The sequence below is a fragment of the Streptomyces alboniger genome (assembly GCF_008704395.1).
Taxonomy (GTDB): Bacteria; Actinomycetota; Actinomycetes; order Streptomycetales; family Streptomycetaceae; genus Streptomyces; species Streptomyces alboniger.
On the sequence record NZ_CP023695.1, the window covers coordinates 1728310 to 1746298 of the forward strand.

Below are 17989 nucleotides of genomic sequence, written 5' to 3' on the forward strand. Positions count from 1 at the left end.
CAGGAGGAGGCCTCTGACCGAAAGTCGGGCCTTGTGAAGACTGCGTTCGGGCCCCCGGGGTTGCCCCGTTGACGGGGAAGAAATCGCCCCGGAGAGTAGTAAGCACCCATCACGGCCATTACGCGCATGAGATGCGTGAAAATCTACGTATCGCGTGAAATGTGAGCACCGTGGTGAAAGGGCGACGCACTGCGGTTCGGGGGTCCTGATGCAGGCCTGCGCATACGAACGTGAAGGCCGGGGCGTGCCGTGGGGCGACGTACTGCTCTGCGCCGTCGCGGCCGTGAGCTGGTCGCTGGTCGGCATGGCGGCGACGGCCGCTCTCGCGCTGCATCTGCTCGGCGCGGACTCGGTGGGCGCGCTCGGACCGATGGCGGCCGCGACGGTGGCGCTCGGCGCGGGGGGGTCGGTCACGCCGTCCGGCGACGTCTCGGCGTTCGGCCTGGACGGGGCGGAGGCGACCACGGCGATCGATATCGCGCCACTCGGCGTGGGTCTGGTGGGGGCGCTGCTCCTCGCCCACTTCTTCCTGCGCTCCCTGCGCGGGGCGGGGGTGGTCATCACACCCGTCGAACTCGTCGCGAGGGTGGGCTCGGTTCTCGCTCTCCTCGTGGCGATGCTCGCGGGGCTCGCCTGGGTCGGTCACGACGTCGTCACGATCGACGGCGAGCAGCTCGGCATCGACAAGGGAATCGACAAGGGGATCGAGGAAGGGCTCGACCGGCTGCCCGACGGGATCGGCGACAAGCTGCCCGGCGGCCTGGGGGATATCGGGGATATCGGGGGGCTGCTGCCCGACCGGCTCGGGGACCTTGCGGAGGCGAAGGCCTCCGTCGGCTTCTCCGTCGACACCGCGCCGACGCTGCTCGGCGGGACGCTCTGGGCGGCCGGTGTGCTGCTGATCGCACTGCTCGCCTCGCGCCGCACGCCGCTGCCGCGCGGCCTGGATGTGCTGCACCGGGTGGTGCGACCCGCGGCCTCCGCGCTGGTCACGGTGGTTCTGGTCGCGGTCGCCGCGGGGTTCGCCGCGGCGGCGTACGCGATGATCGGCGACGACCATCCGCGGCGTATCGCAGGTGCCGCGCTGCTCGGGGCGCCGAACGGAGTGTGGCTCGGCGTTCCCGTGGGGCTCCTTGTGCCGTGGGACGGCAGGGCGACGGGCGTGCTCGTCCGCTTCCTGCCGGATCCGGTGGACGATCTGCTGACCGGTCCTTCCGACAAGGCACTCACGCTGGGGCGGCTCGCCGAACTCGACGGCAGGGTCTGGCTGCTGGGCGTCGCGGCGGTGCTGATGATGCTGTTCGCCGGGGTGCTCACGGCGGTGCGGACCCCCGAGGCGGGGGGCGCCGTGGGGTTCGCCGGGCGCTGCGGAGTGCGGCTCGGGGCCGTGACCGCGGTCGGGCTTCCGCTGCTGGTGTGGCTGACCGGGGTATCCGCCGACGCCTCGCTGTCGGTGTTCGGCTTCGACGCGTTCGGCGCGGGGATCGAACTGCATGGCCGGCTGGGGGTGGCGGTGCCGCTCGGGGCGGCGTGGGGGTTCGGGGCGGGGGTGGTAGGGGCGCTGACTGCGTATGCCGCGGGGGTGGCGGGCGGGAGGGCTTCGGCGCTGGCGCTGGGCTCGGGCGCGGGCTCGGGATCCAGCTCGGTGGGCGCGACGGGCGCTGGCGGCGCTGGTGCGGGTGCCTCTTTCGGCTCCGGGGGCGTGGGTGAGGGTGCCTCTTCCGGCGCCAGGGGCGTGGGTGAGGGTGGGGCGGGCCCGTACCGGCCCGGGGCTCCGCATCGGCCGCCGAACCCTGATACGAACCCCTATCTGCGGCCGCCGGGGGACGTCTCCAGCGCGCCGACCGTGGTGGGGCCGATCGTCCCACCGCCCCGGCCCCGGCCCCGCCCTCAGCCGAACCGGCCCCGCCCTCGCTCGGGCGACTGGCCCCCTCCGCCGCCCCCTCCCCCACCACCTCCGGAGGCCCCGCCCCGCAGGCCCCGCTGACGCACGCCTCTTCCATGGACACCCGGCACCGCGCGTTGTGCCCACCCGTCCCGCCGTGCGGGACGCCTGCCCACGACGGGGGCCGCCTGCACGAGCACGGCGGGAGGGAGACGGCCCCCTTCCTAGCTGGGTGGGAGGGAGGGGCCCGCCGCGAAGCGGGCGGAATGCGGAACACGGACGTCCGGCGCACCGCGCGCCAACAGCGGGCAGCACGGAGGCAGGAACGGGGACACGAACGTCCGGTGTCCGGGGAGCGGACCGCCAGGCGCCCCCACAAGGTGGGCGGATACCGTAGGGATCACCATGAGTGCTCCGCAGCCCCCTCAGCCCGCCGACATCCCGACGCTCCTCGTCAAGATCTTCGGCAAGGACCGCCCCGGCCTCACCGCCGGCCTCTTCGACACCCTCGCCGCCTACTCCGTCGACGTCGTCGACATCGAGCAGGTCGTCACCCGCGGCCGGATCGTGCTGTGCGCGCTCGTGACTGCGCCGCCCGCCGGTCTTGAGGGTGACCTGCGCGCCACCGTCCACAGCTGGGCGGAGTCGATGAAGATGCAGGCCGAGATCATCTCGGGCATCGGCGACAACCGGCCGCGCGGCCTCGGGCGTTCGCACGTGACCGTCCTCGGTCACCCCCTGACCTCGGAGTCGACGGCCGCGATCGCCGCGAGCATCACCGCGACCGGCGGCAACATCGACCGTATCTTCCGGCTCGCCAAGTACCCCGTCACCGCCGTCGAGTTCGCGGTGTCCGGCACCGAGACCGAGCCGCTGCGCACCGCCCTCGCCATAGAGGCCGCGAAGCTCGGCGTGGATGTCGCGGTGGTCGCGGCGGGCCTGCACCGCCGTGCGCAGCGCCTGGTCGTGATGGACGTCGACTCGACGCTCATCCAGGACGAGGTCATCGAACTGTTCGCCGCGCACGCCGGCTGCGAGGAGGAGGTCGCCGCGGTGACGACGGCCGCGATGCGCGGCGAGCTGGACTTCGAGCAGTCGCTGCACGCGCGCGTGGCGCTGCTCGCGGGCCTCGACGCCTCGGTCGTCGACAAGGTGCGCTCCGAGGTCCGGCTGACCCCGGGCGCCCGCACCCTCATCCGGACCCTCAAGCGTCTCGGCTACCAAGTGGGCGTCGTATCGGGCGGTTTCACCCAGGTCACCGATGATCTGAAGGAACGTCTCGGCCTCGACTTCGCCCAGGCCAACACCCTGGAGATCGTCGACGGCAAGCTCACCGGGAAGGTGACCGGCGAGGTCGTCGACCGGGCGGGCAAGGCGCGGCTGCTGCGCCGCTTCGCCCAGGAGGCCGGGGTCCCGCTGGAGCAGACGGTCGCGATCGGCGACGGCGCGAACGACCTCGACATGCTGAACGCGGCGGGCCTCGGTGTCGCCTTCAACGCCAAGCCCTTGGTCCGCGAGGCCGCGCACACCGCGGTGAACGTGCCGTTCCTCGACACCGTCCTCTATCTCCTCGGGATCACCCGGGAAGAGGTCGAGGCGGCGCAGACGCACACCGATTCCGACTGACGGCCGCCACGACGGTCCTTCGATCTACGTCGTCGGGGCCCCGCACCACCAAGGTGCGGGGCCCCGACGGCGTAGCGATCGAAGTCGGGGCGGGGGGTTACTCGGACGGGGCCCAGTAGTCGACGAGGGTGGCCACGCCGGGTTCGAGCGCCTTCCACGAACCGGAGTACGTCAGGACGGAGAAGGTCGCGGTCGGGAAGCCGCGGCGGGTCAGCCGCTGGCGGGCGTCGCCCTCGCTGTCCCCGGCGAGGATGTCGGTCAGTCCCTGCACTCCGGGGTTGTGACCGATCAGGACCACGTTCCGCACGTCGTCCGGGGTTTCGTTGAGCACGGCGATCAGCTCGCCGGGAGAGGCCTCGTACAACCGCTCCTCGTAGACGGTCTTGGGCCGCTGCGGCAGCTCCTGGACGGCGAGCTTCCAGGTCTCGCGGGTCCGGACCGCGGTCGAGCAGAGGGCCAGGTCGAAGGGGATGCCGCTGTCGGCCAGCTTGCGTCCGGCGACGGGGGCGTCCCGGCGGCCTCGATCAGCGAGCGGCCGCTCGTGGTCGGACACCTGCGGCCAGTCGGCCTTCGCATGCCGGAAGAGGACAATCCTGCGGGGTTCTGCGACGCTCATGCGTCCCAGCTTCGCATGAAACGCGCCACAGGGCGCGGGTAGTTGACGCGGTCGCCCGGCATGGACGACGGCTGTGGCGGGGCGGGGCTCACGGGGCCGTGCGCGAGATCAGCGTCTGTATGTGCTCAAGGAGGCCGGTGACGGCGGGCCCGCTGCTCGCGGCGTGGGCGTCCGCCGGGTTCAGGATCAGCAGGAGGAGGGCCGCGAAGGCGACGGCGGGCAGGGCGATCGCCCACCAGGGGAGCTGGATCTCGGTGCTTCCCGGCTCCGCGGGGTCGCGCCGGGTGTGCGGACGGACCGACATGCCGCCTCCGTGGTCTTCGAGTGCTCCGTGCCGCGTCGTCGCGGGCACATCTCGAAACTAGGCGATCGGCGGCCCTTGGCCCATCCGGAGATCCACCCACTTGACCCTGAGACTGACCCCCTAGGGGATGGGGGTGCTAGCCCCACCATCCGCCTCGCCGGAGCCCGTTCGGAGCACCGCTGGCGTCAGTTCACGGCGAGGCGATGGAGGCGACGATGCCGATGATCACGGTGATGGCCAGCATCGCGCCGAGCACGACGAGCAGCTTCTTCTGGCCGTTCTGGGGGTTCGGGTCGAGTACGGGCATACCGTCAGTCTCGCACTCTTTACCCGTCCCCCTTCCGGCGGGGTCAGGCCGCCTCGGCCCTGGCCGCCACCTCGTCCTCGACCGTGCGGTTGCGGCCCGCGAGGGTGCCGACGACGATCTGCGGCACCATCAGACCCGCCATCAGGGCGATCGGCAGGCCCCAGCCGCCGCTGTGCTGGTAGAGGACGCCCACCAGGAGGGGCCCGGGGATCGAGATGAGGTAGCCGGTGCTCTGCGCGAAGGCGGACAGCTTGGCCACGCCCACGCTGCTCTTGGCCCGCATGCCGACCATCGTGAGGGCGAGCGGGAAGGCGCAGTTGGAGATGCCGAGCAGCAGGGCCCAGGCCCAGGCGCCGCCCGCCGGGGCGAGGTAGAGGCCGGTGTACCCGGCGAGGCCGCAGGCGCCGAGGGCGACCACGACGGGGCCCTGGTGGGTCAGGCGCGTGGCGACCCTGGGGATGACGAACGCCAGCGGCACGCCCATGGCCATCGTGACGGCGAGCAGCACGCCCGCCTCCCCGGCGGGTACGCCCGCGTCACGGAAGATCTGCGGCATCCAGCCCATCGTGATGTACGCGGCCGTGGCCTGGAGCCCGAAGAAGACGGCGAGCGCCCAGGCGGTGCGGCTGTGGGTGATGCGCAGCGCGGTGTCCTCCTGCCGCACGGTGGCGCTGATGTGCTCCGGGGCCGCGGTGGCCGTGCTCCGGTCGCGGGCGAGCGGGATCCACGGCACGACGGCGACGACGGCGAGCCCCGCCCAGACGGCGAGGCCGGTCTGCCAGCGGCCGCCGAGCGCGTCGGTCATCGGAACCGTGAGCGCCGCGGCGAGCGCGGTGCCGAGTGCGAGGGCCATGGAGTACAGGCCGGTCATGGAGCCGACACGGTCGGGGAACCAGCGCTTGACGATCACCGGCATCAGGACGTTGCTGACCGCGATGCCCATGAGGGCGAGCGCGGTGGCGGCGAGGAAGCCGGCCGTCCCTCCTACGAAGGGGCGTATCACCAGGCCGGCGGCGATCGCGCCCATGCCGACGCAGACCACCGCGCTGGGGCCGAAGCGCCGGGCGAACCGCGGCGCCATGACTCCGAAGACCGCGAAGCAGAGCGGGGGCACCGAGGTGAGCAGTCCGGCGAGGGTGCCGCTCATGCCGAGGCCGTCGCGCACCTCTTCGAGGAGGGCGCCGAGGCTGGTGATGGCCGGACGGAGGTTGAGGGCCGCGAGGACGATGCCGACGATGACGAGGCGCGTCGCCCACGCGCGCGTGGGGGCCTGTTGCTCCGCCGCTTTGGTATGCGTGGGGGATGTAGCCGCCGGGGTCATCGTCGTGGTTTCCTCGCTTGCCATGAGGCCATCATAGAATCATGGGATGATTGGCTGTCCAATCCGTTGCGGTTCGCACCGCCGGACCATGTGCTCGTAGAAGGAACGTCATGCCGCTGACCACTCCTCGCCGTTCCGCGCTCTCCGAGCAGGTCATCTCCGAGCTGCGCAACCAGATCTCCTCGGGCGAGTGGCCGGTCGGCTCCCGCATCCCCACCGAGCCCGAGCTGGTCGAACAGCTGGGCGTGGCCAGGAACACCGTCAGGGAGGCCGTGCGCGCCCTCGCGCACAACGGCCTGCTCGACATCCGGCAGGGCTCGGGCACCTTCGTGATCGCGACCAGCGAGCTTGCGGGCGTGATGCACCGCAGGTTCGCCGACGCGGACCCCCGGCACATCGCCGAGCTGCGCAGCACGCTGGAGTCGAGCGCCGCGAAGCTCGCCGCCGAGCGCCGCACCGAGCGCGACCTCACGCAGATCGAGGGGCTCCTGGCCCGCCGCGAGGAGGTGTGGGCCTCGGGGGACGCGGAGGCCTTCGTGACGGCGGACGCAACCTTCCACATGGCCGTCGTCGCCGCGTCGCACAACGACGTCATGACAGCGCTCTACGCGGACCTCGGCGAGGTCCTGCGCGACTGGCTGCGGGTGGACATCGGCACGGAGCTGACCCCCGAGACGCACATGGACCACGGCCGGCTCGTCGACGCGATCCGCGCGCGGGACGCGGAGGCGGCCGCGACCGAGGCGGCGAGTTATCCGTTCCTGTGCCGCCCGGTCACTTCTGGTGACTGACCCAGGCCGAACGGACCTCTTTCCAGCACCGCCCGGTCAGCCGCACGGTCTGGGCCGGCCCCGCCTCGACCGGCGCGCTGTCGACGTCGATGTCCCACCACTGGTCGCACTCCACGTGCAGACGGACCCGGTCGGTCTCGGGGTAGGGGTTGTGGCAGTACGCGATCACGGCGGAGCCCGCGACGCCGGTACGGCACTCCGCCCCGAAGGGCCGCGGCTTCGGCGCGGCCTCGCCGAGGGACGCGGCACCGGACGGCGGCACAGCGACCAACAGGGCGAGAGCGGCGAGCACCGCACCGGAGAGACGCACACTCCAGGGTGCGCGGCACAGCCCCGCCGCCGCCCGGCACGGGGGCCGAACGGGTGACGCCCCGCCTCCCGCGCGCTGCGGGGGACGGGGCGTCATTCACGTACGCGCTGCCTGGTCAGGCACCCATCATGTGGACGCCGCCGTCGACGTGGATGATCTCGCCGGTGGTCATCGGGAAGAAGTCCGAGAGCAGCGCGACGATGCCGCGGCCCGCGGGCTCCGGGTCGGCCATGTCCCACTCCAGCGGGGAGCGGGAGTTCCAGATGTCCGCCAGCTCGCCGAAGCCCGGGATGGACTTGGCCGCCATCGAGCCGAGCGGGCCCGCGGAGATCAGGTTGCAGCGGATGTCCTCCTTGCCCAGGTCGCGGGCGAGGTAGCGGCTGGTGGCCTCCAGGGCGGCCTTGGCCGGGCCCATCCAGTCGTACTTGGGCCACGCGTACTGCGCGTCGAAGGTGAGGCCGACGACCGAGGCGCTGTCGCCGAAGAGCGGACGGCAGGCCATCGTGAGCGACTTCAGGGAGTACGCGGAGACGTGCATCGCCGTGGAGACGTCCTCGAAGGTGGCCTCCAGGAAGTTGAAGGCGCCCTGCGGGGCGAAGCCGATGGAGTGGACCATGCCGTCCAGACCGCCCAGCTCCTCGCGGACGACGCCTTCGAGGCGGTCCAGGTGCTCCTGGTTGGTCACGTCCAGCTCGATGACCTTGGCGGGCTTGGGGAGCTTCTTGGCGATGCGCTCGGTGAGGGTGGGCCGCGGGAAGGCGGTCAGGATGACCTCGGCGCCCTGCTCCTGGGCGACCTTGGCCGCGTGGAAGGCGATGGAGGACTCCGTCAGCACACCGGTGATGAGGATGCGCTTGCCGTCGAGAATTCCGCTCATGTGATCAGTGACCCATGCCCAATCCGCCGTCAACGGGGATGACGGCTCCAGTGATGTACGAGGCGTCGTCGGACGCGAGGAACTTGACCGCGGCGGCGATCTCCTCGGGCTGCGCGTAACGGCCGAGCGGCACCTGGGCGACGATGCCCTTGCGCTGCTCGTCCGTCAGCACCTTGGTCATGTCGGTGTCGACAAAACCGGGTGCGACGACGTTGAAGGTGAGGTTGCGCGACCCGAGCTCGCGGGCGAGGGAGCGCGCGAAGCCGACCAGGCCCGCCTTGGAGGCGGCGTAGTTGGCCTGTCCCGGGCCGCCGTACAGACCCACGACGGAGGAGATCAGGACGACCCGGCCCTTCCTGGCGCGCAGCATGCCGCGGTTGGCGCGCTTGACGACGCGGAAGGTGCCGGTGAGGTTGGTGTCGAGGACGGACGTGAAGTCCTCCTCGGACATGCGCATCAGGAGCTGGTCCTTGGTGATGCCGGCGTTGGCGACCAGGACCTCGACGTTCCCGTGCTTGTCCTCGATCTCCTTGTAGGCCTGCTCCACCTGTTCGGCGTCGGTGATGTCGCACTTGACGGCGAGGACCCCGGCGTCGGTGAGGACCTGCGGCGGCTCGCCCGAGCGGTAGGTGATCGCGACCTTGTCGCCGGCGTCGGCGAAGGCGCGGGCGATGGCGAGGCCGATGCCCCGGTTTCCTCCGGTGACGAGAACCGAGCGGCTCAACGGATCACCCTTTCGATAGCGGTCTGGTACGCCGAAAACCTATCGGTACCTTCCGCGATACGGAGAATCGGCGATCGACAGTGGCGCGGAGGACTCCCTGTCGGGTCCCTACAGAAAGGTCTGGCCGCGCGGCCGTCGGGCGCGACATGATCGGACCTGACCGGTGCCGACAGCAGGGAGACATCCGTGCCTCATTCCATCGATGAAGCCTTCACGGCGTTGCCGCTGCGGGCTCTCGCCGACGCCGCGCTCGCCCGCGCGCGGGCGCTCGGCGCCGACCACGCGGACTTCCGCCTGGAGCGGGTGCGCAGCGCGTCCTTGCGGTTGCGCGACGCCAAACCGTCCGGCTCCTCCGACACCACGGATCTGGGGTACGCGGTGCGTGTGGTGCACGGCGGGACCTGGGGGTTCGCCTCGGGCGTCGATCTGACGATGGACGCGGCGGCCAAGGTCGCCTCGCGGGCCGTGGCGATGGCGAAGCTTTCGGCGCAGGTCATCAGGGCCGCCGGGTCCGACGAGCGGGTTGAATTGGCGGACGAGCCCGTGCACGCGGACCGGACGTGGGTCTCCTCGTACGAGATCGATCCGTTCTCCGTGCCGGACGAGGAGAAGGCGGGCCTGCTCGCCGACTGGAGCGCGCGGCTCCTCGCCGCGGCGGGGGTCGCGCACGTCGACGCCTCGCTGCTCACCGTGCACGAGAACAAGTTCTACGCGGATACGGCGGGCACGGTGACCACCCAGCAGCGGGTGCGGCTGCACCCGCAGCTCACCGCGGTCGCCGTCGACGAGTCGAGCGGTGAGTTCGACTCGATGCGCACGCTCGCGCCGCCGGCCGGGCGCGGCTGGGAGTACCTCACCGGGACCGGCTGGGACTGGCGGGGCGAGCTGGAGCGCATCCCTGAGCAATTGGCGGAAAAGATGCGGGCGCCGAGCGTGCGGGCCGGCTCGTACGACCTGGTCGTCGATCCGTCGAACCTCTGGCTGACCATCCACGAGTCCATCGGCCACGCCACCGAGCTGGACCGCGCGCTCGGCTACGAAGCGGCGTACGCGGGGACGTCGTTCGCCACCTTCGACCAGCTGGGCAAGCTCGCCTATGGGTCCTCGCTGATGAACGTGACGGGTGACAGGACTGCCGAGCACGGGCTCGCCACCATCGGGTACGACGACGAGGGCGTGGCGGCGCAGTCCTGGGACCTGATCAAGGACGGCACGCTGGTCGGCTACCAGCTGGACCGGCGCATCGCGAGGCTCACCGGCTTCGAGCGCTCGAACGGCTGCGCGTACGCGGACTCGCCCGGCCATGTGCCGGTGCAGCGCATGGCGAACGTCTCGCTCCAGCCGGATCCCGGCGGGCTCTCCACGGAGGACCTGATCGCGGGCGTCGACCGCGGGATCTACGTGGTCGGCGACCGGTCGTGGTCGATCGACATGCAGAGGTACAACTTCCAGTTCACCGGGCAGCGCTTCTACCGCATCGAGAACGGGCGGCTCGCCGGACAGCTGCGCGATGTCGCCTACCAGGCGACGACCACCGACTTCTGGGGCTCCATGGCCGCGGTCGGCGGACCGCAGACCTACGTACTCGGTGGCGCCTTCAACTGCGGAAAGGCCCAGCCGGGCCAGGTCGCCGCGGTCTCGCACGGCTGCCCGTCCGCCCTGTTCCGGGGCGTGAACATTCTGAACACCACGCAGGAGGCCGGTCGATGAGCCGCAGCGTCACCAAGCCGCACGAGATCGTCGAGCGTGCCCTGGAACTGTCCACCGCCGACGGCTGCGTAGTGATCGCCGACGAGGAGTCGTCGGCGAACCTGCGCTGGGCAGGGAACGCGCTGACGACCAACGGCGTCACCCGCGGCCGCACCCTGACCGTCATCGCCACCGTCGACGGCAAGGAAGGCACCGCGACCGGTGTCGTCTCCCGCTCGGCCGTCACGGCGGACGACCTGGAGCCGCTGGTGCGGGCCGCCGAGGAGGCCGCGCGCGGGGCGGGTCCCGCCGAGGACGCGCAGCCGCTGGTGACCGGCACCGCCGCCTCCCCCCATTTCACGGACGCCCCGGTCGAGACCTCCTCGGCGGTCTTCGCGGACTTCGCCCCCGCGCTCGGCGAGGCCTTCGCACGGGCCCGCGCGGGCGGGCGGGAGCTGTACGGCTTCGCGAACCACGAGTTCGTATCGAGCTATCTCGGTACGTCGACGGGGCTGCGGCTGCGGCACGACCAGCCCAACGGCACCCTCGAACTCAACGCCAAGTCCCCGGACCGTACGAAGTCGGCGTGGGCCGGGCGGGCCACGCGTGACTTCAAGGACGTCGACCCGCAGGCGCTCGACGCGGAGCTGGCGCAGCGCCTCGGGTGGGCCCGGCGGCGCGTCGACCTGCCGGCCGGGCGGTACGAGACGCTGCTGCCGCCGACCGCCGTGGCGGATCTGCTGATCTACCAGATCTGGTCGTCCTCGGCCCGGGACGCCGCCGAGGGCCGTACGGTCTTCTCCAAGCCGGGCGGCGCCACGCGGCTCGGCGAGCGGCTGGCCGAGCTGCCGCTGACGCTGCGCAGCGACCCGCACGAGCCGGGTCTGGAGTCGGCGCCGTTCGTGCTCGCGCACGCCTCTGGCGGTGACGCGTCGGTGTTCGACAACGGGCTGTCGCTCGGCGCCACCGAGTGGATCCGCGACGGTGCGCTCGCGCACCTCACCACGAGTAGGCACAGCGCCGCCCTCACCGGTCTGCCGGTGACGCCCGCCATCGACAACCTCGTCCTGGACGGGGGCGGCGACCGCTCCCTGGACGAGATGGTCGCCGCGACCGAGCGCGGACTGCTGCTCACCTGCCTCTGGTACATCCGCGAGGTCGACCCGGCGACCCTGCTGCTCACGGGCCTGACCAGGGACGGTGTCTATCTCGTCGAGCACGGCGAGGTCGTGGGCGAGGTGAACAACTTCCGGTTCAACGAGTCACCGGTCGGCCTGCTCGGCCGGGCCTCGGAGGCGGGCCGTACGGAGAAGACGCTGCCGCGCGAGTGGGGCGACTGGTTCACCCGGGCCGCGATGCCCGCGCTGCGCGTCCCGGATTTCAATATGAGTTCGGTCAGCCAGGGCGTATAACCTCGGACCTTGCACGTCCGTGCAGCCCCTCAGTACATCCAGTCAGTACATCCAAGGAGACGCGAGACCCGTGACGGACATCGTCGACGAGCTGAAGTGGCGGGGGCTTTTCTCCCTGTCCACCGATGAGGACGCACTGCGCAAGGCGCTCGCGGACGGTCCCGTCACGTTCTATTGCGGCTTCGACCCCACCGCGGCGAGCCTGCACGTCGGGCACCTCGTGCAGGTGCTCACCGTGCGCCGGCTCCAGCAGGCGGGGCACCGCCCGCTGGCGCTGGTGGGTGGCGCCACGGGCCAGATCGGTGACCCTCGGCCGACCGCCGAGCGTACCCTGAACGACCCGGAGACGGTCGCGAACTGGGTGGCGCGGCTGCGCTCGCAGATCGAGCCGTTCCTGTCCTTCGAGGGCGAGAACGCCGCCGTGATGGTCAACAACCTCGACTGGACCGCGGGCCTGTCCGCGATCGAGTTCCTGCGTGACATCGGCAAGCACTTCCGCGTGAACAAGATGCTCACGAAGGACTCGGTCGCCCGGCGCCTGGAGTCGCAGGAGGGCATCTCCTACACCGAGTTCAGCTACCAGCTCCTCCAGGGCATGGACTTCCTGGAGCTCTACCGGCGCTACGGCTGCACGCTCCAGCAGGGCGGATCCGACCAGTGGGGCAACCTCACGGCCGGCATCGACCTGATCCACCGCCTGGAGCCGGACGCCAAGGTCCACGCGCTCGCGACGCCGCTGATGGTCAAGGCGGACGGCACCAAGTTCGGCAAGACCGAGGGCGGCGCCATCTGGCTCGACCCGCAGATGACGACGCCGTACGCGTTCTACCAGTTCTGGCTGAACGTGGACGACCGGGACATCTCGACGTACATGCGGATCCTCTCCTTCAAGTCCCGCGAGGAGCTGGAGGAGATCGAGAAGCAGACCGAGGAGCGGCCGCAGGCGCGCGCCGCGCAGCGCGCTCTCGCCGAGGAGCTGACGACACTGGTGCACGGCGCCGACCAGTGCGCCGCGGTCATCGCCGCGTCCAAGGCGCTCTTCGGCCAGGGCGAGCTGACCGATCTCGACGAGGCGACGCTGGCGGCGGCGCTCTCCGAGCTGCCGCGCGTCGAGGTCGCCGAGCCGGGGCCGGTCGTGGACCTGCTCGCCGAGGTCGGCCTGGTGGCGAGCAAGTCGGCCGCCCGGCGCACGGTCAAGGAAGGCGGTGCCTACGTGAACAACGTGAAGGTCGCCGCCGAGGACGCCGTCCCGGCCCGCGAGGACCTGCTGCACGGTCGCTGGCTGGTGCTGCGGCGCGGCAAGAAGAACCTGGCCGCGGTCGAGGTCACGGCGGGCTGATCCCCCGTACACACGCGACGCACGCGAACGCACGCGAAGAGGGCCGGTCCGAGTGGACCGGCCCTCTCCGTGCGGCTAGGCCGTCCGTCTGTTGCCGCGCACCATCTTGTAGAGCGCATCACCGATCCCGACGACCACGACCGCCGCGGCCAGCTGCAACGCGTGGCGGCCCCAGTCGATGCCCTTGGTCTCGTTGATGCCGAACTGCGTCGCGAGCCAATTGCCCAGGACGGCTCCGATGATGCCGAACACCGTGGTCAGCCAGATGGGACTGTGCTGCTTACCGGGCAGGATCGCCTTGGCAATCAGCCCCAGCACGAACCCCACGATGATCGCCCACAACCAGCCCATAGCTGCCTCCTTGTGGCTCTACATGAGCATTACCGCCAGTGTCGGCCCGTGCGCCGTACGGCGCATGTCGGGCGCCCCCATACGTGGCGCGACGCAGCCTGTACACCGAGGTGAGGCCCGCCCCGGTCTCGTAGGCGGCGCAGCCCCGGCGTAACGTGGAGTGAGCCGGGACGGGCAGGCACCCAGGAGAGTCCGGCGCAGCGGACAGGGTGGTGGAACGTGATGCGGAAGCGACACGACGGCCAGGTCTTCCGGATCACGGGGGCCCGCCAGGGACTCGCGGAGGACGTGCGCGGCCGGCAGCGCCGGTATGTGATCTCGATGTCGGTGCGGACCGTCTCCGTCGTCGCCGCCGCCGTGCTGTGGAACGTCGAACGGCACGTGGCCATCGTGGCCCTGGTGCTCGGTGTGCTCCTCCCGTACGTCTCCGTGGTGATCGCCAACGCGGGCCGCGAGAGCAACCCCTCGCTTCCGTCGACGTTCGTACCCGCTCCTTCTCGGCCAATGCTCGCGCCGCCCGTCGCGGCCGGTCCCGCGGAATCCGTCCCGGAAGATCCCGTGGGTGCCTCGCACGACCAGCGACGCGGCCCCGGGCACGGTCGGAACTGACCGTCGACGTTCCGCCAAGCTCAAGAAAAGCTCAGATCAATCATGTAGTTCCGGTGCCAGCGACCGGGTCCCCCGTGACATACTTCGTACGCGCTCCGCATCCCCCGTCGGAGCGACAGACCGACGCCGGGCAGCTCCCCCCGTGGCTGCTCGGCGTCGCCTTGTTCGGAACGTTTTTGGACGCGACTGTGAGTGACGAAACGCCGATTTGTTCCGCCAAGGGCTGCCGCGCGGCCGCGGTCTGGGTGCTCGCCTGGAACAACCCGAAGATCCATACGCCGGAGCGGCGCAAGACGTGGCTCGCGTGCGAGGAGCACCGCGAGCACCTCTCCCAATTCCTGGGCGTACGCGGGATGTTGAAGGATGTCGTGCTGCTGGCGGAGTGGGCGGCCCGCGAGGGTTAGGGACCGATCCGCCGGACAGGCACTAGCCGCCGATCGCCGACATCGGGCGGTCCGGCTGGAGGAACGACGGGTCGTCCAGGCCCGAACCGGCCTTCTTGCCCCACATGGCCTGCTTCCATATGCGGGCGATCGCCTCGTCCGAGCCTCCCGTGCTGCCTTCGGGAGCCGCGCGCAGCGCTCCGCGCAGGTCCGTCTCCTCGGTGGCGAACAGGCAGGTGCGCACCTGGCCATCGGCCGTCAGGCGCGTACGGTCGCAGGCCGAGCAGAAGGGGCGGGTCACCGACGCGATGACGCCGACGCGGTGCGGGCCGCCGTCGACGAGCCAGCGCTCGGCGGGTGCGGAACCGCGCTCCCCGGAGGCCTCTTCCGTCAGCTCGAAGCGGGTGCGCAGGGACTGGAGGATGTCCCCCGCGGTGATCATGCCGTCGCGCTTCCAGCCGTGCTGGGCGTCCAGGGGCATCTGCTCGATGAAGCGCAGCTCGTAGGCGTTCTCGACGGCCCAGGCGAGGAGGTCGGGGGCCTCGTCGTCGTTCAGACCCGGCATCAGGACGGTGTTGACCTTGACCGGGGTGAGGCCCGCGTCGCGTGCCGCTTCGAGGCCTTCGAGGACGTCCTTGTGGCGGTCACGGCGGGTGAGCGTCTTGAAGACGTCGGGGCGCAGGGTGTCCAGCGAGACGTTGACCCGGTCGAGGCCCGCGGCCTTGAGGGCGCTCGCGGTGCGCTTGAGGCCGATGCCGTTCGTCGTGAGGGACATCTTGGGGTGGGGCTCCAGCTGGGCGCAGCGCTCGACGATCCCGACGAGGCCGGGGCGCAGCAGGGGCTCGCCGCCGGTGAAGCGGACCTCGGTGATCCCGAGCCGGGTGACGGCGATCCGCACGAGGCGGACGATCTCGTCGTCAGTGAGCAGGTCCGGCTTGGCCAGCCATTGCAGGCCCTCTTCCGGCATGCAGTACGTGCACCGCAGATTGCAGCGGTCGGTCAGCGAAACGCGCAGGTCAGTAGCGACCCGGCCGTAGGTGTCGATGAGCACTGCGGCCTCCTCCCCCGGCGGTTGGTTTGCTCCAGGGGTCCCGCCGGTACGGGGGCCCCACTGCTTTCGACCTTACGCGACACCTCTGACATCACCATGGGCCATTTGCCACGAGGAACGGGGCGGCCGCGTCGTAGGACTCTACGACGCGGCCGCTACGAGCGTGTGAACGATTCCTGGTCAGTGGGCGCCGACGCCGGTGAGGGACTTGACCTCCAGCTCGGCGTACTTGCCCTTGTCCGGTTCCTCCTTGGAGAGGATCGAGCCGAGCCAGCCGAGCAGGAAGCCCAGCGGGATGGAGATGAGGCCCGGGTTCTCCAGCGGGAAGAAGTCGAAGTTCGCGTCGGGGAACATCGAGCTGGGTTTGCCCGAGACGACCGGTGAGAACAGCACCAGGCCGACGGCCGCGGCCAGGCCTCCGTAGATGGACCAGAGCGCGCCCTGGGTGGTGAACCTCTTCCAGAACAGGCTGTAGAGGATGGTCGGCAGGTTCGCGGAGGCGGCGACCGCGAAGGCGAGGGCGACGAGGCCCGCGACGTTCAGGTCGCGGGCCAGGGCGCCGAGCGCGATGGAGACGACTCCGATGAAGACCGTCGCCCAGCGGGCGGCCTTCATCTCCTCCTTCTCGGTGGCCTTGCCCTTGCGGATGACGTTGGCGTAGATGTCGTGCGCGAAGGACGACGACGAGGCCAGGGTCAGGCCCGCGACCACCGCGAGGATCGTGGCGAAGGCGACCGCCGAGATCACCGCGAGCAGGATCGCGCCGCCGGTGGAGTCGCCACCGCCGCCGATCTCCAGTGCGGTGAGCGGCGCCGCCGTGTTGCCCGCCTTGTTGGAGGCGATGATGTCGCCGGGCTTGAGCAGGGCGGCGGCGCCGAAGCCGAGCACGATGGTCATCAGGTAGAAGGCGCCGATGATGCCGATCGCCCAGTTCACGGACTTACGGGCGGCCTTGGCCGTGGGCACGGTGTAGAAGCGGATGAGGATGTGGGGCAGGCCCGCGGTGCCGAGGACCAGGGCGATGCCGAGCGAGATGAAGTCCAGCTTCGAGGTGGCGCTCACGCCGTACTTGAGGCCGGGCTCCAGGAACGCCGAGCCCTTGCCGCTGTTGGAGGCGGCGGAGCCGAGCAGGTCCGAGATGTTGAAGTTGAACTTCAGCAGGATCAGGAACGTGATGAGCAGCGTGCCCGTGATGAGCAGGACGGCCTTGACCATCTGCACCCAGGTGGTGCCCTTCATGCCGCCGATGGTGACGTAGACGATCATCAGCACGCCGACGAGGGCGACGATGAGGATCTTGCCCGCGTCGGAGGTGATGCCGAGCAGCAGCGAGACCAGGACGCCCGCGCCCGCCATCTGTGCCAGCAGGTAGAAGATCGAGACGACGATGGTGGAGGTGCCGGCGGCCGTGCGGACCGGACGCTGGCGCATGCGGTACGCGAGGACGTCGCCCATGGTGTAGCGCCCGGAGTTGCGCAGCGGCTCGGCGACCAGGAGCAGCGCCACCAGCCAGGCGACCAGGAAGCCGATGGAGTAGAGGAAGCCGTCGTACCCGAAGAGGGCGATGGCGCCCGCGATGCCGAGGAAGGACGCGGCGGACATGTAGTCGCCGGAGATCGCCAGGCCGTTCTGGAAGCCGGTGAACTGGCGGCCGCCCGCGTAGAAGTCGGCGGCGCTCTTGGTCTGCCGGCCCGCCCAGACGGTGATGAAGAGGGTCGCGACGACGAAGGCGGCGAAGAGGCTGATGATCAGCGGCCGGTGCTGGGAGGCGTCGGACGCCGCCGCGAGGTCGATGACGGCGGGGTGCGCGGGGCTCATGCGTCGCCCTCCATGCGGGACTCCATGCGGGACTCCATACGGGACTTGATCGCCTCGGACTTGGGGTCGAGCTTCGCCGCCGCGTGCCGCGAGTAGAACCAGGCGATGAGGAACGTGGTCAGGAACTGCCCGAGGCCGAGTACCAGGGCGACGTTGATGTTGCCGAACAGCTTGGTGCCCATGAGGCCGCCCGCGTAGTTGGAGAGCAGGACGTACACGAGGTACCAGGTGATGAAGGCGACGGTGAGCGGGAAGGCGAACGAGCGGTGGGCGCGGCGCAGTTCACCGAACTCCGCGCTCTGCTGCACCTCGGCGAACTCCTCCGTGGTGGGCGCGTGGGGAGCGGGTTCTTTTCCTGCGCCACCCTTCGAAGGGGGCGGTGCGTCGGTGGCCACGGAGTCTCCTCGTGGTGCGGGCGGGGTGGGGACGGACAGTTGTTCCATGGAGGTCTGTGCTCTCACATTCCGGCGTGATGCGGATCACGTGAGCCACGGTTGGCGATGCTAAGGCCACAGGCCGTGATCCGACAGGGGTTGATGTTGCTTCCGTTGTCTGCTCAACGGCACGGCGGCGCGC

Annotated in this window: 19 protein-coding genes; 8 read left to right on the forward strand and 11 right to left on the reverse strand. The window is 70.7% G+C overall.

Annotated elements, in window-relative coordinates; all coding sequences use genetic code 11:
- The first annotated feature begins 208 nt into the window (after positions 1 to 208).
- Positions 209 to 1987 (forward strand): streptophobe family protein, encoded by a 1779-nt coding sequence (locus CP975_RS07500; protein WP_150476688.1) that lies wholly within the window; start codon positions 209 to 211, stop codon positions 1985 to 1987.
- A gap of 303 nt (positions 1988 to 2290) precedes the next feature.
- Entirely contained in the window at positions 2291 to 3511 is a 1221-nt protein-coding gene (serB, locus tag CP975_RS07505; protein WP_150476689.1) for a phosphoserine phosphatase SerB, read from the forward strand.
- Positions 3512 to 3608: 97 nt separating this feature from the next.
- Here the strand turns inward: serB and CP975_RS07510 are convergent, their stop codons facing one another.
- The 4 genes from CP975_RS07510 to CP975_RS07525 all read right to left on the reverse strand — a co-directional run bounded on the left by CP975_RS07510 (position 3609) and on the right by CP975_RS07525 (position 6083).
- Positions 3609 to 4127, reverse strand: a complete 519-nt coding sequence (locus CP975_RS07510) for a SixA phosphatase family protein (protein ID WP_055535200.1) — start codon at positions 4125 to 4127, stop codon at positions 3609 to 3611.
- An 88-nt stretch (positions 4128 to 4215) separates the two neighbouring features.
- Positions 4216 to 4431, reverse strand: coding sequence for a hypothetical protein (locus CP975_RS07515; RefSeq protein ID WP_030789610.1), 216 nt, complete (start codon positions 4429 to 4431; stop codon positions 4216 to 4218).
- 190 nt (positions 4432 to 4621) lie between these two features.
- Positions 4622 to 4738, reverse strand: a complete 117-nt coding sequence (locus tag CP975_RS36225; protein WP_103557516.1) for an SGM_5486 family transporter-associated protein — start codon at positions 4736 to 4738, stop codon at positions 4622 to 4624.
- A 43-nt stretch (positions 4739 to 4781) separates the two neighbouring features.
- A complete protein-coding gene (locus CP975_RS07525; protein ID WP_199783179.1) occupies positions 4782 to 6083 on the reverse strand; it encodes a CynX/NimT family MFS transporter in 1302 nt (433 codons plus the stop codon).
- An 86-nt stretch (positions 6084 to 6169) separates the two neighbouring features.
- On the opposite strand from CP975_RS07525, the gene CP975_RS07530 reads away from it, so the two are divergent.
- A complete protein-coding gene (locus CP975_RS07530) occupies positions 6170 to 6850 on the forward strand; it encodes a FadR/GntR family transcriptional regulator (protein WP_055535196.1) in 681 nt (226 codons plus the stop codon).
- Here CP975_RS07530 and CP975_RS07535 read toward each other — a convergent pair.
- The 3 genes from CP975_RS07535 to fabG all read right to left on the reverse strand — a co-directional run bounded on the left by CP975_RS07535 (position 6834) and on the right by fabG (position 8761).
- On the reverse strand, positions 6834 to 7160 hold the full coding sequence (locus CP975_RS07535) for a hypothetical protein (protein ID WP_055535194.1): 327 nt from the start codon (positions 7158 to 7160) through the stop codon (positions 6834 to 6836). The genes CP975_RS07530 and CP975_RS07535 overlap by 17 nt on opposite strands.
- 115 nt (positions 7161 to 7275) lie before the next feature.
- Positions 7276 to 8037 (reverse strand): enoyl-ACP reductase FabI, encoded by a 762-nt coding sequence (fabI, locus tag CP975_RS07540; RefSeq protein ID WP_055535192.1) that lies wholly within the window; start codon positions 8035 to 8037, stop codon positions 7276 to 7278.
- A 4-nt stretch (positions 8038 to 8041) separates the two neighbouring features.
- Positions 8042 to 8761 carry a 3-oxoacyl-[acyl-carrier-protein] reductase gene (gene fabG, locus CP975_RS07545; RefSeq protein WP_030789620.1) on the reverse strand — a complete coding sequence of 240 codons (720 nt, stop codon included), beginning with the start codon at positions 8759 to 8761 and terminating at the stop codon, positions 8042 to 8044.
- 186 nt (positions 8762 to 8947) lie between these two features.
- Here fabG and CP975_RS07550 point away from each other — a divergent pair, with 186 nt between their 5' ends.
- The 3 genes from CP975_RS07550 to tyrS all read left to right on the forward strand — a co-directional run bounded on the left by CP975_RS07550 (position 8948) and on the right by tyrS (position 13201).
- Entirely contained in the window at positions 8948 to 10471 is a 1524-nt protein-coding gene (locus CP975_RS07550) for a TldD/PmbA family protein (protein ID WP_055535190.1), read from the forward strand.
- Positions 10468 to 11862 (forward strand): metallopeptidase TldD-related protein, encoded by a 1395-nt coding sequence (locus tag CP975_RS07555; protein ID WP_055535188.1) that lies wholly within the window; start codon positions 10468 to 10470, stop codon positions 11860 to 11862. The genes CP975_RS07550 and CP975_RS07555 overlap by 4 nt, the downstream gene beginning before the upstream one ends.
- 70 nt (positions 11863 to 11932) lie before the next feature.
- Positions 11933 to 13201, forward strand: coding sequence for a tyrosine--tRNA ligase (gene tyrS, locus CP975_RS07560; protein ID WP_055535186.1), 1269 nt, complete (start codon positions 11933 to 11935; stop codon positions 13199 to 13201).
- A 75-nt stretch (positions 13202 to 13276) separates the two neighbouring features.
- Here the strand turns inward: tyrS and CP975_RS07565 are convergent, their stop codons facing one another.
- Positions 13277 to 13552: a GlsB/YeaQ/YmgE family stress response membrane protein gene (locus tag CP975_RS07565; protein WP_030789629.1), complete on the reverse strand. Its 276-nt coding sequence runs from the start codon at positions 13550 to 13552 to the stop codon at positions 13277 to 13279.
- Positions 13553 to 13774: 222 nt separating this feature from the next.
- On the opposite strand from CP975_RS07565, the gene CP975_RS07570 reads away from it, so the two are divergent.
- Positions 13775 to 14161 (forward strand): DUF3099 domain-containing protein, encoded by a 387-nt coding sequence (locus CP975_RS07570; RefSeq protein ID WP_055535185.1) that lies wholly within the window; start codon positions 13775 to 13777, stop codon positions 14159 to 14161.
- A gap of 188 nt (positions 14162 to 14349) precedes the next feature.
- Complete coding sequence (locus CP975_RS07575) at positions 14350 to 14565, forward strand: hypothetical protein (protein ID WP_055535211.1); 216 nt, start codon at positions 14350 to 14352, stop codon at positions 14563 to 14565.
- A 22-nt stretch (positions 14566 to 14587) separates the two neighbouring features.
- Here CP975_RS07575 and moaA read toward each other — a convergent pair whose 3' ends face one another.
- From moaA to CP975_RS07590, 3 genes are all read right to left on the reverse strand, one after another.
- Positions 14588 to 15595: a GTP 3',8-cyclase MoaA gene (gene moaA, locus CP975_RS07580; RefSeq protein WP_055535183.1), complete on the reverse strand. Its 1008-nt coding sequence runs from the start codon at positions 15593 to 15595 to the stop codon at positions 14588 to 14590.
- Between the two features lie 180 nt (positions 15596 to 15775).
- Positions 15776 to 17413, reverse strand: coding sequence for a solute symporter family protein (locus tag CP975_RS07585; RefSeq protein WP_055535181.1), 1638 nt, complete (start codon positions 17411 to 17413; stop codon positions 15776 to 15778).
- On the reverse strand, positions 17410 to 17808 hold the full coding sequence (locus CP975_RS07590) for a DUF485 domain-containing protein (RefSeq protein ID WP_055535179.1): 399 nt from the start codon (positions 17806 to 17808) through the stop codon (positions 17410 to 17412). Before CP975_RS07590 ends, CP975_RS07585 begins: the two co-directional genes overlap by 4 nt.
- Between the last annotated feature and the right edge of the window lie 181 nt (positions 17809 to 17989).

Coding starts and splice junctions, on each gene's coding strand:
- CP975_RS07500 (WP_150476688.1), top strand. CDS start 209: ATGCAGGCCTGCGCATACGAACGTGAAGGCCGGGGCGTGCCGTGGGGC.
- serB (WP_150476689.1), top strand. CDS start 2,291: ATGAGTGCTCCGCAGCCCCCTCAGCCCGCCGACATCCCGACGCTCCTC.
- CP975_RS07510 (WP_055535200.1), bottom strand. CDS start 4,127: ATGAGCGTCGCAGAACCCCGCAGGATTGTCCTCTTCCGGCATGCGAAG.
- CP975_RS07515 (WP_030789610.1), bottom strand. CDS start 4,431: ATGTCGGTCCGTCCGCACACCCGGCGCGACCCCGCGGAGCCGGGAAGC.
- CP975_RS36225 (WP_103557516.1), bottom strand. CDS start 4,738: ATGCCCGTACTCGACCCGAACCCCCAGAACGGCCAGAAGAAGCTGCTC.
- CP975_RS07525 (WP_199783179.1), bottom strand. CDS start 6,083: ATGGCAAGCGAGGAAACCACGACGATGACCCCGGCGGCTACATCCCCC.
- CP975_RS07530 (WP_055535196.1), top strand. CDS start 6,170: ATGCCGCTGACCACTCCTCGCCGTTCCGCGCTCTCCGAGCAGGTCATC.
- fabI (WP_055535192.1), bottom strand. CDS start 8,037: ATGAGCGGAATTCTCGACGGCAAGCGCATCCTCATCACCGGTGTGCTG.
- CP975_RS07555 (WP_055535188.1), top strand. CDS start 10,468: ATGAGCCGCAGCGTCACCAAGCCGCACGAGATCGTCGAGCGTGCCCTG.
- CP975_RS07565 (WP_030789629.1), bottom strand. CDS start 13,552: ATGGGCTGGTTGTGGGCGATCATCGTGGGGTTCGTGCTGGGGCTGATT.
- CP975_RS07570 (WP_055535185.1), top strand. CDS start 13,775: ATGCGGAAGCGACACGACGGCCAGGTCTTCCGGATCACGGGGGCCCGC.
- CP975_RS07585 (WP_055535181.1), bottom strand. CDS start 17,413: ATGAGCCCCGCGCACCCCGCCGTCATCGACCTCGCGGCGGCGTCCGAC.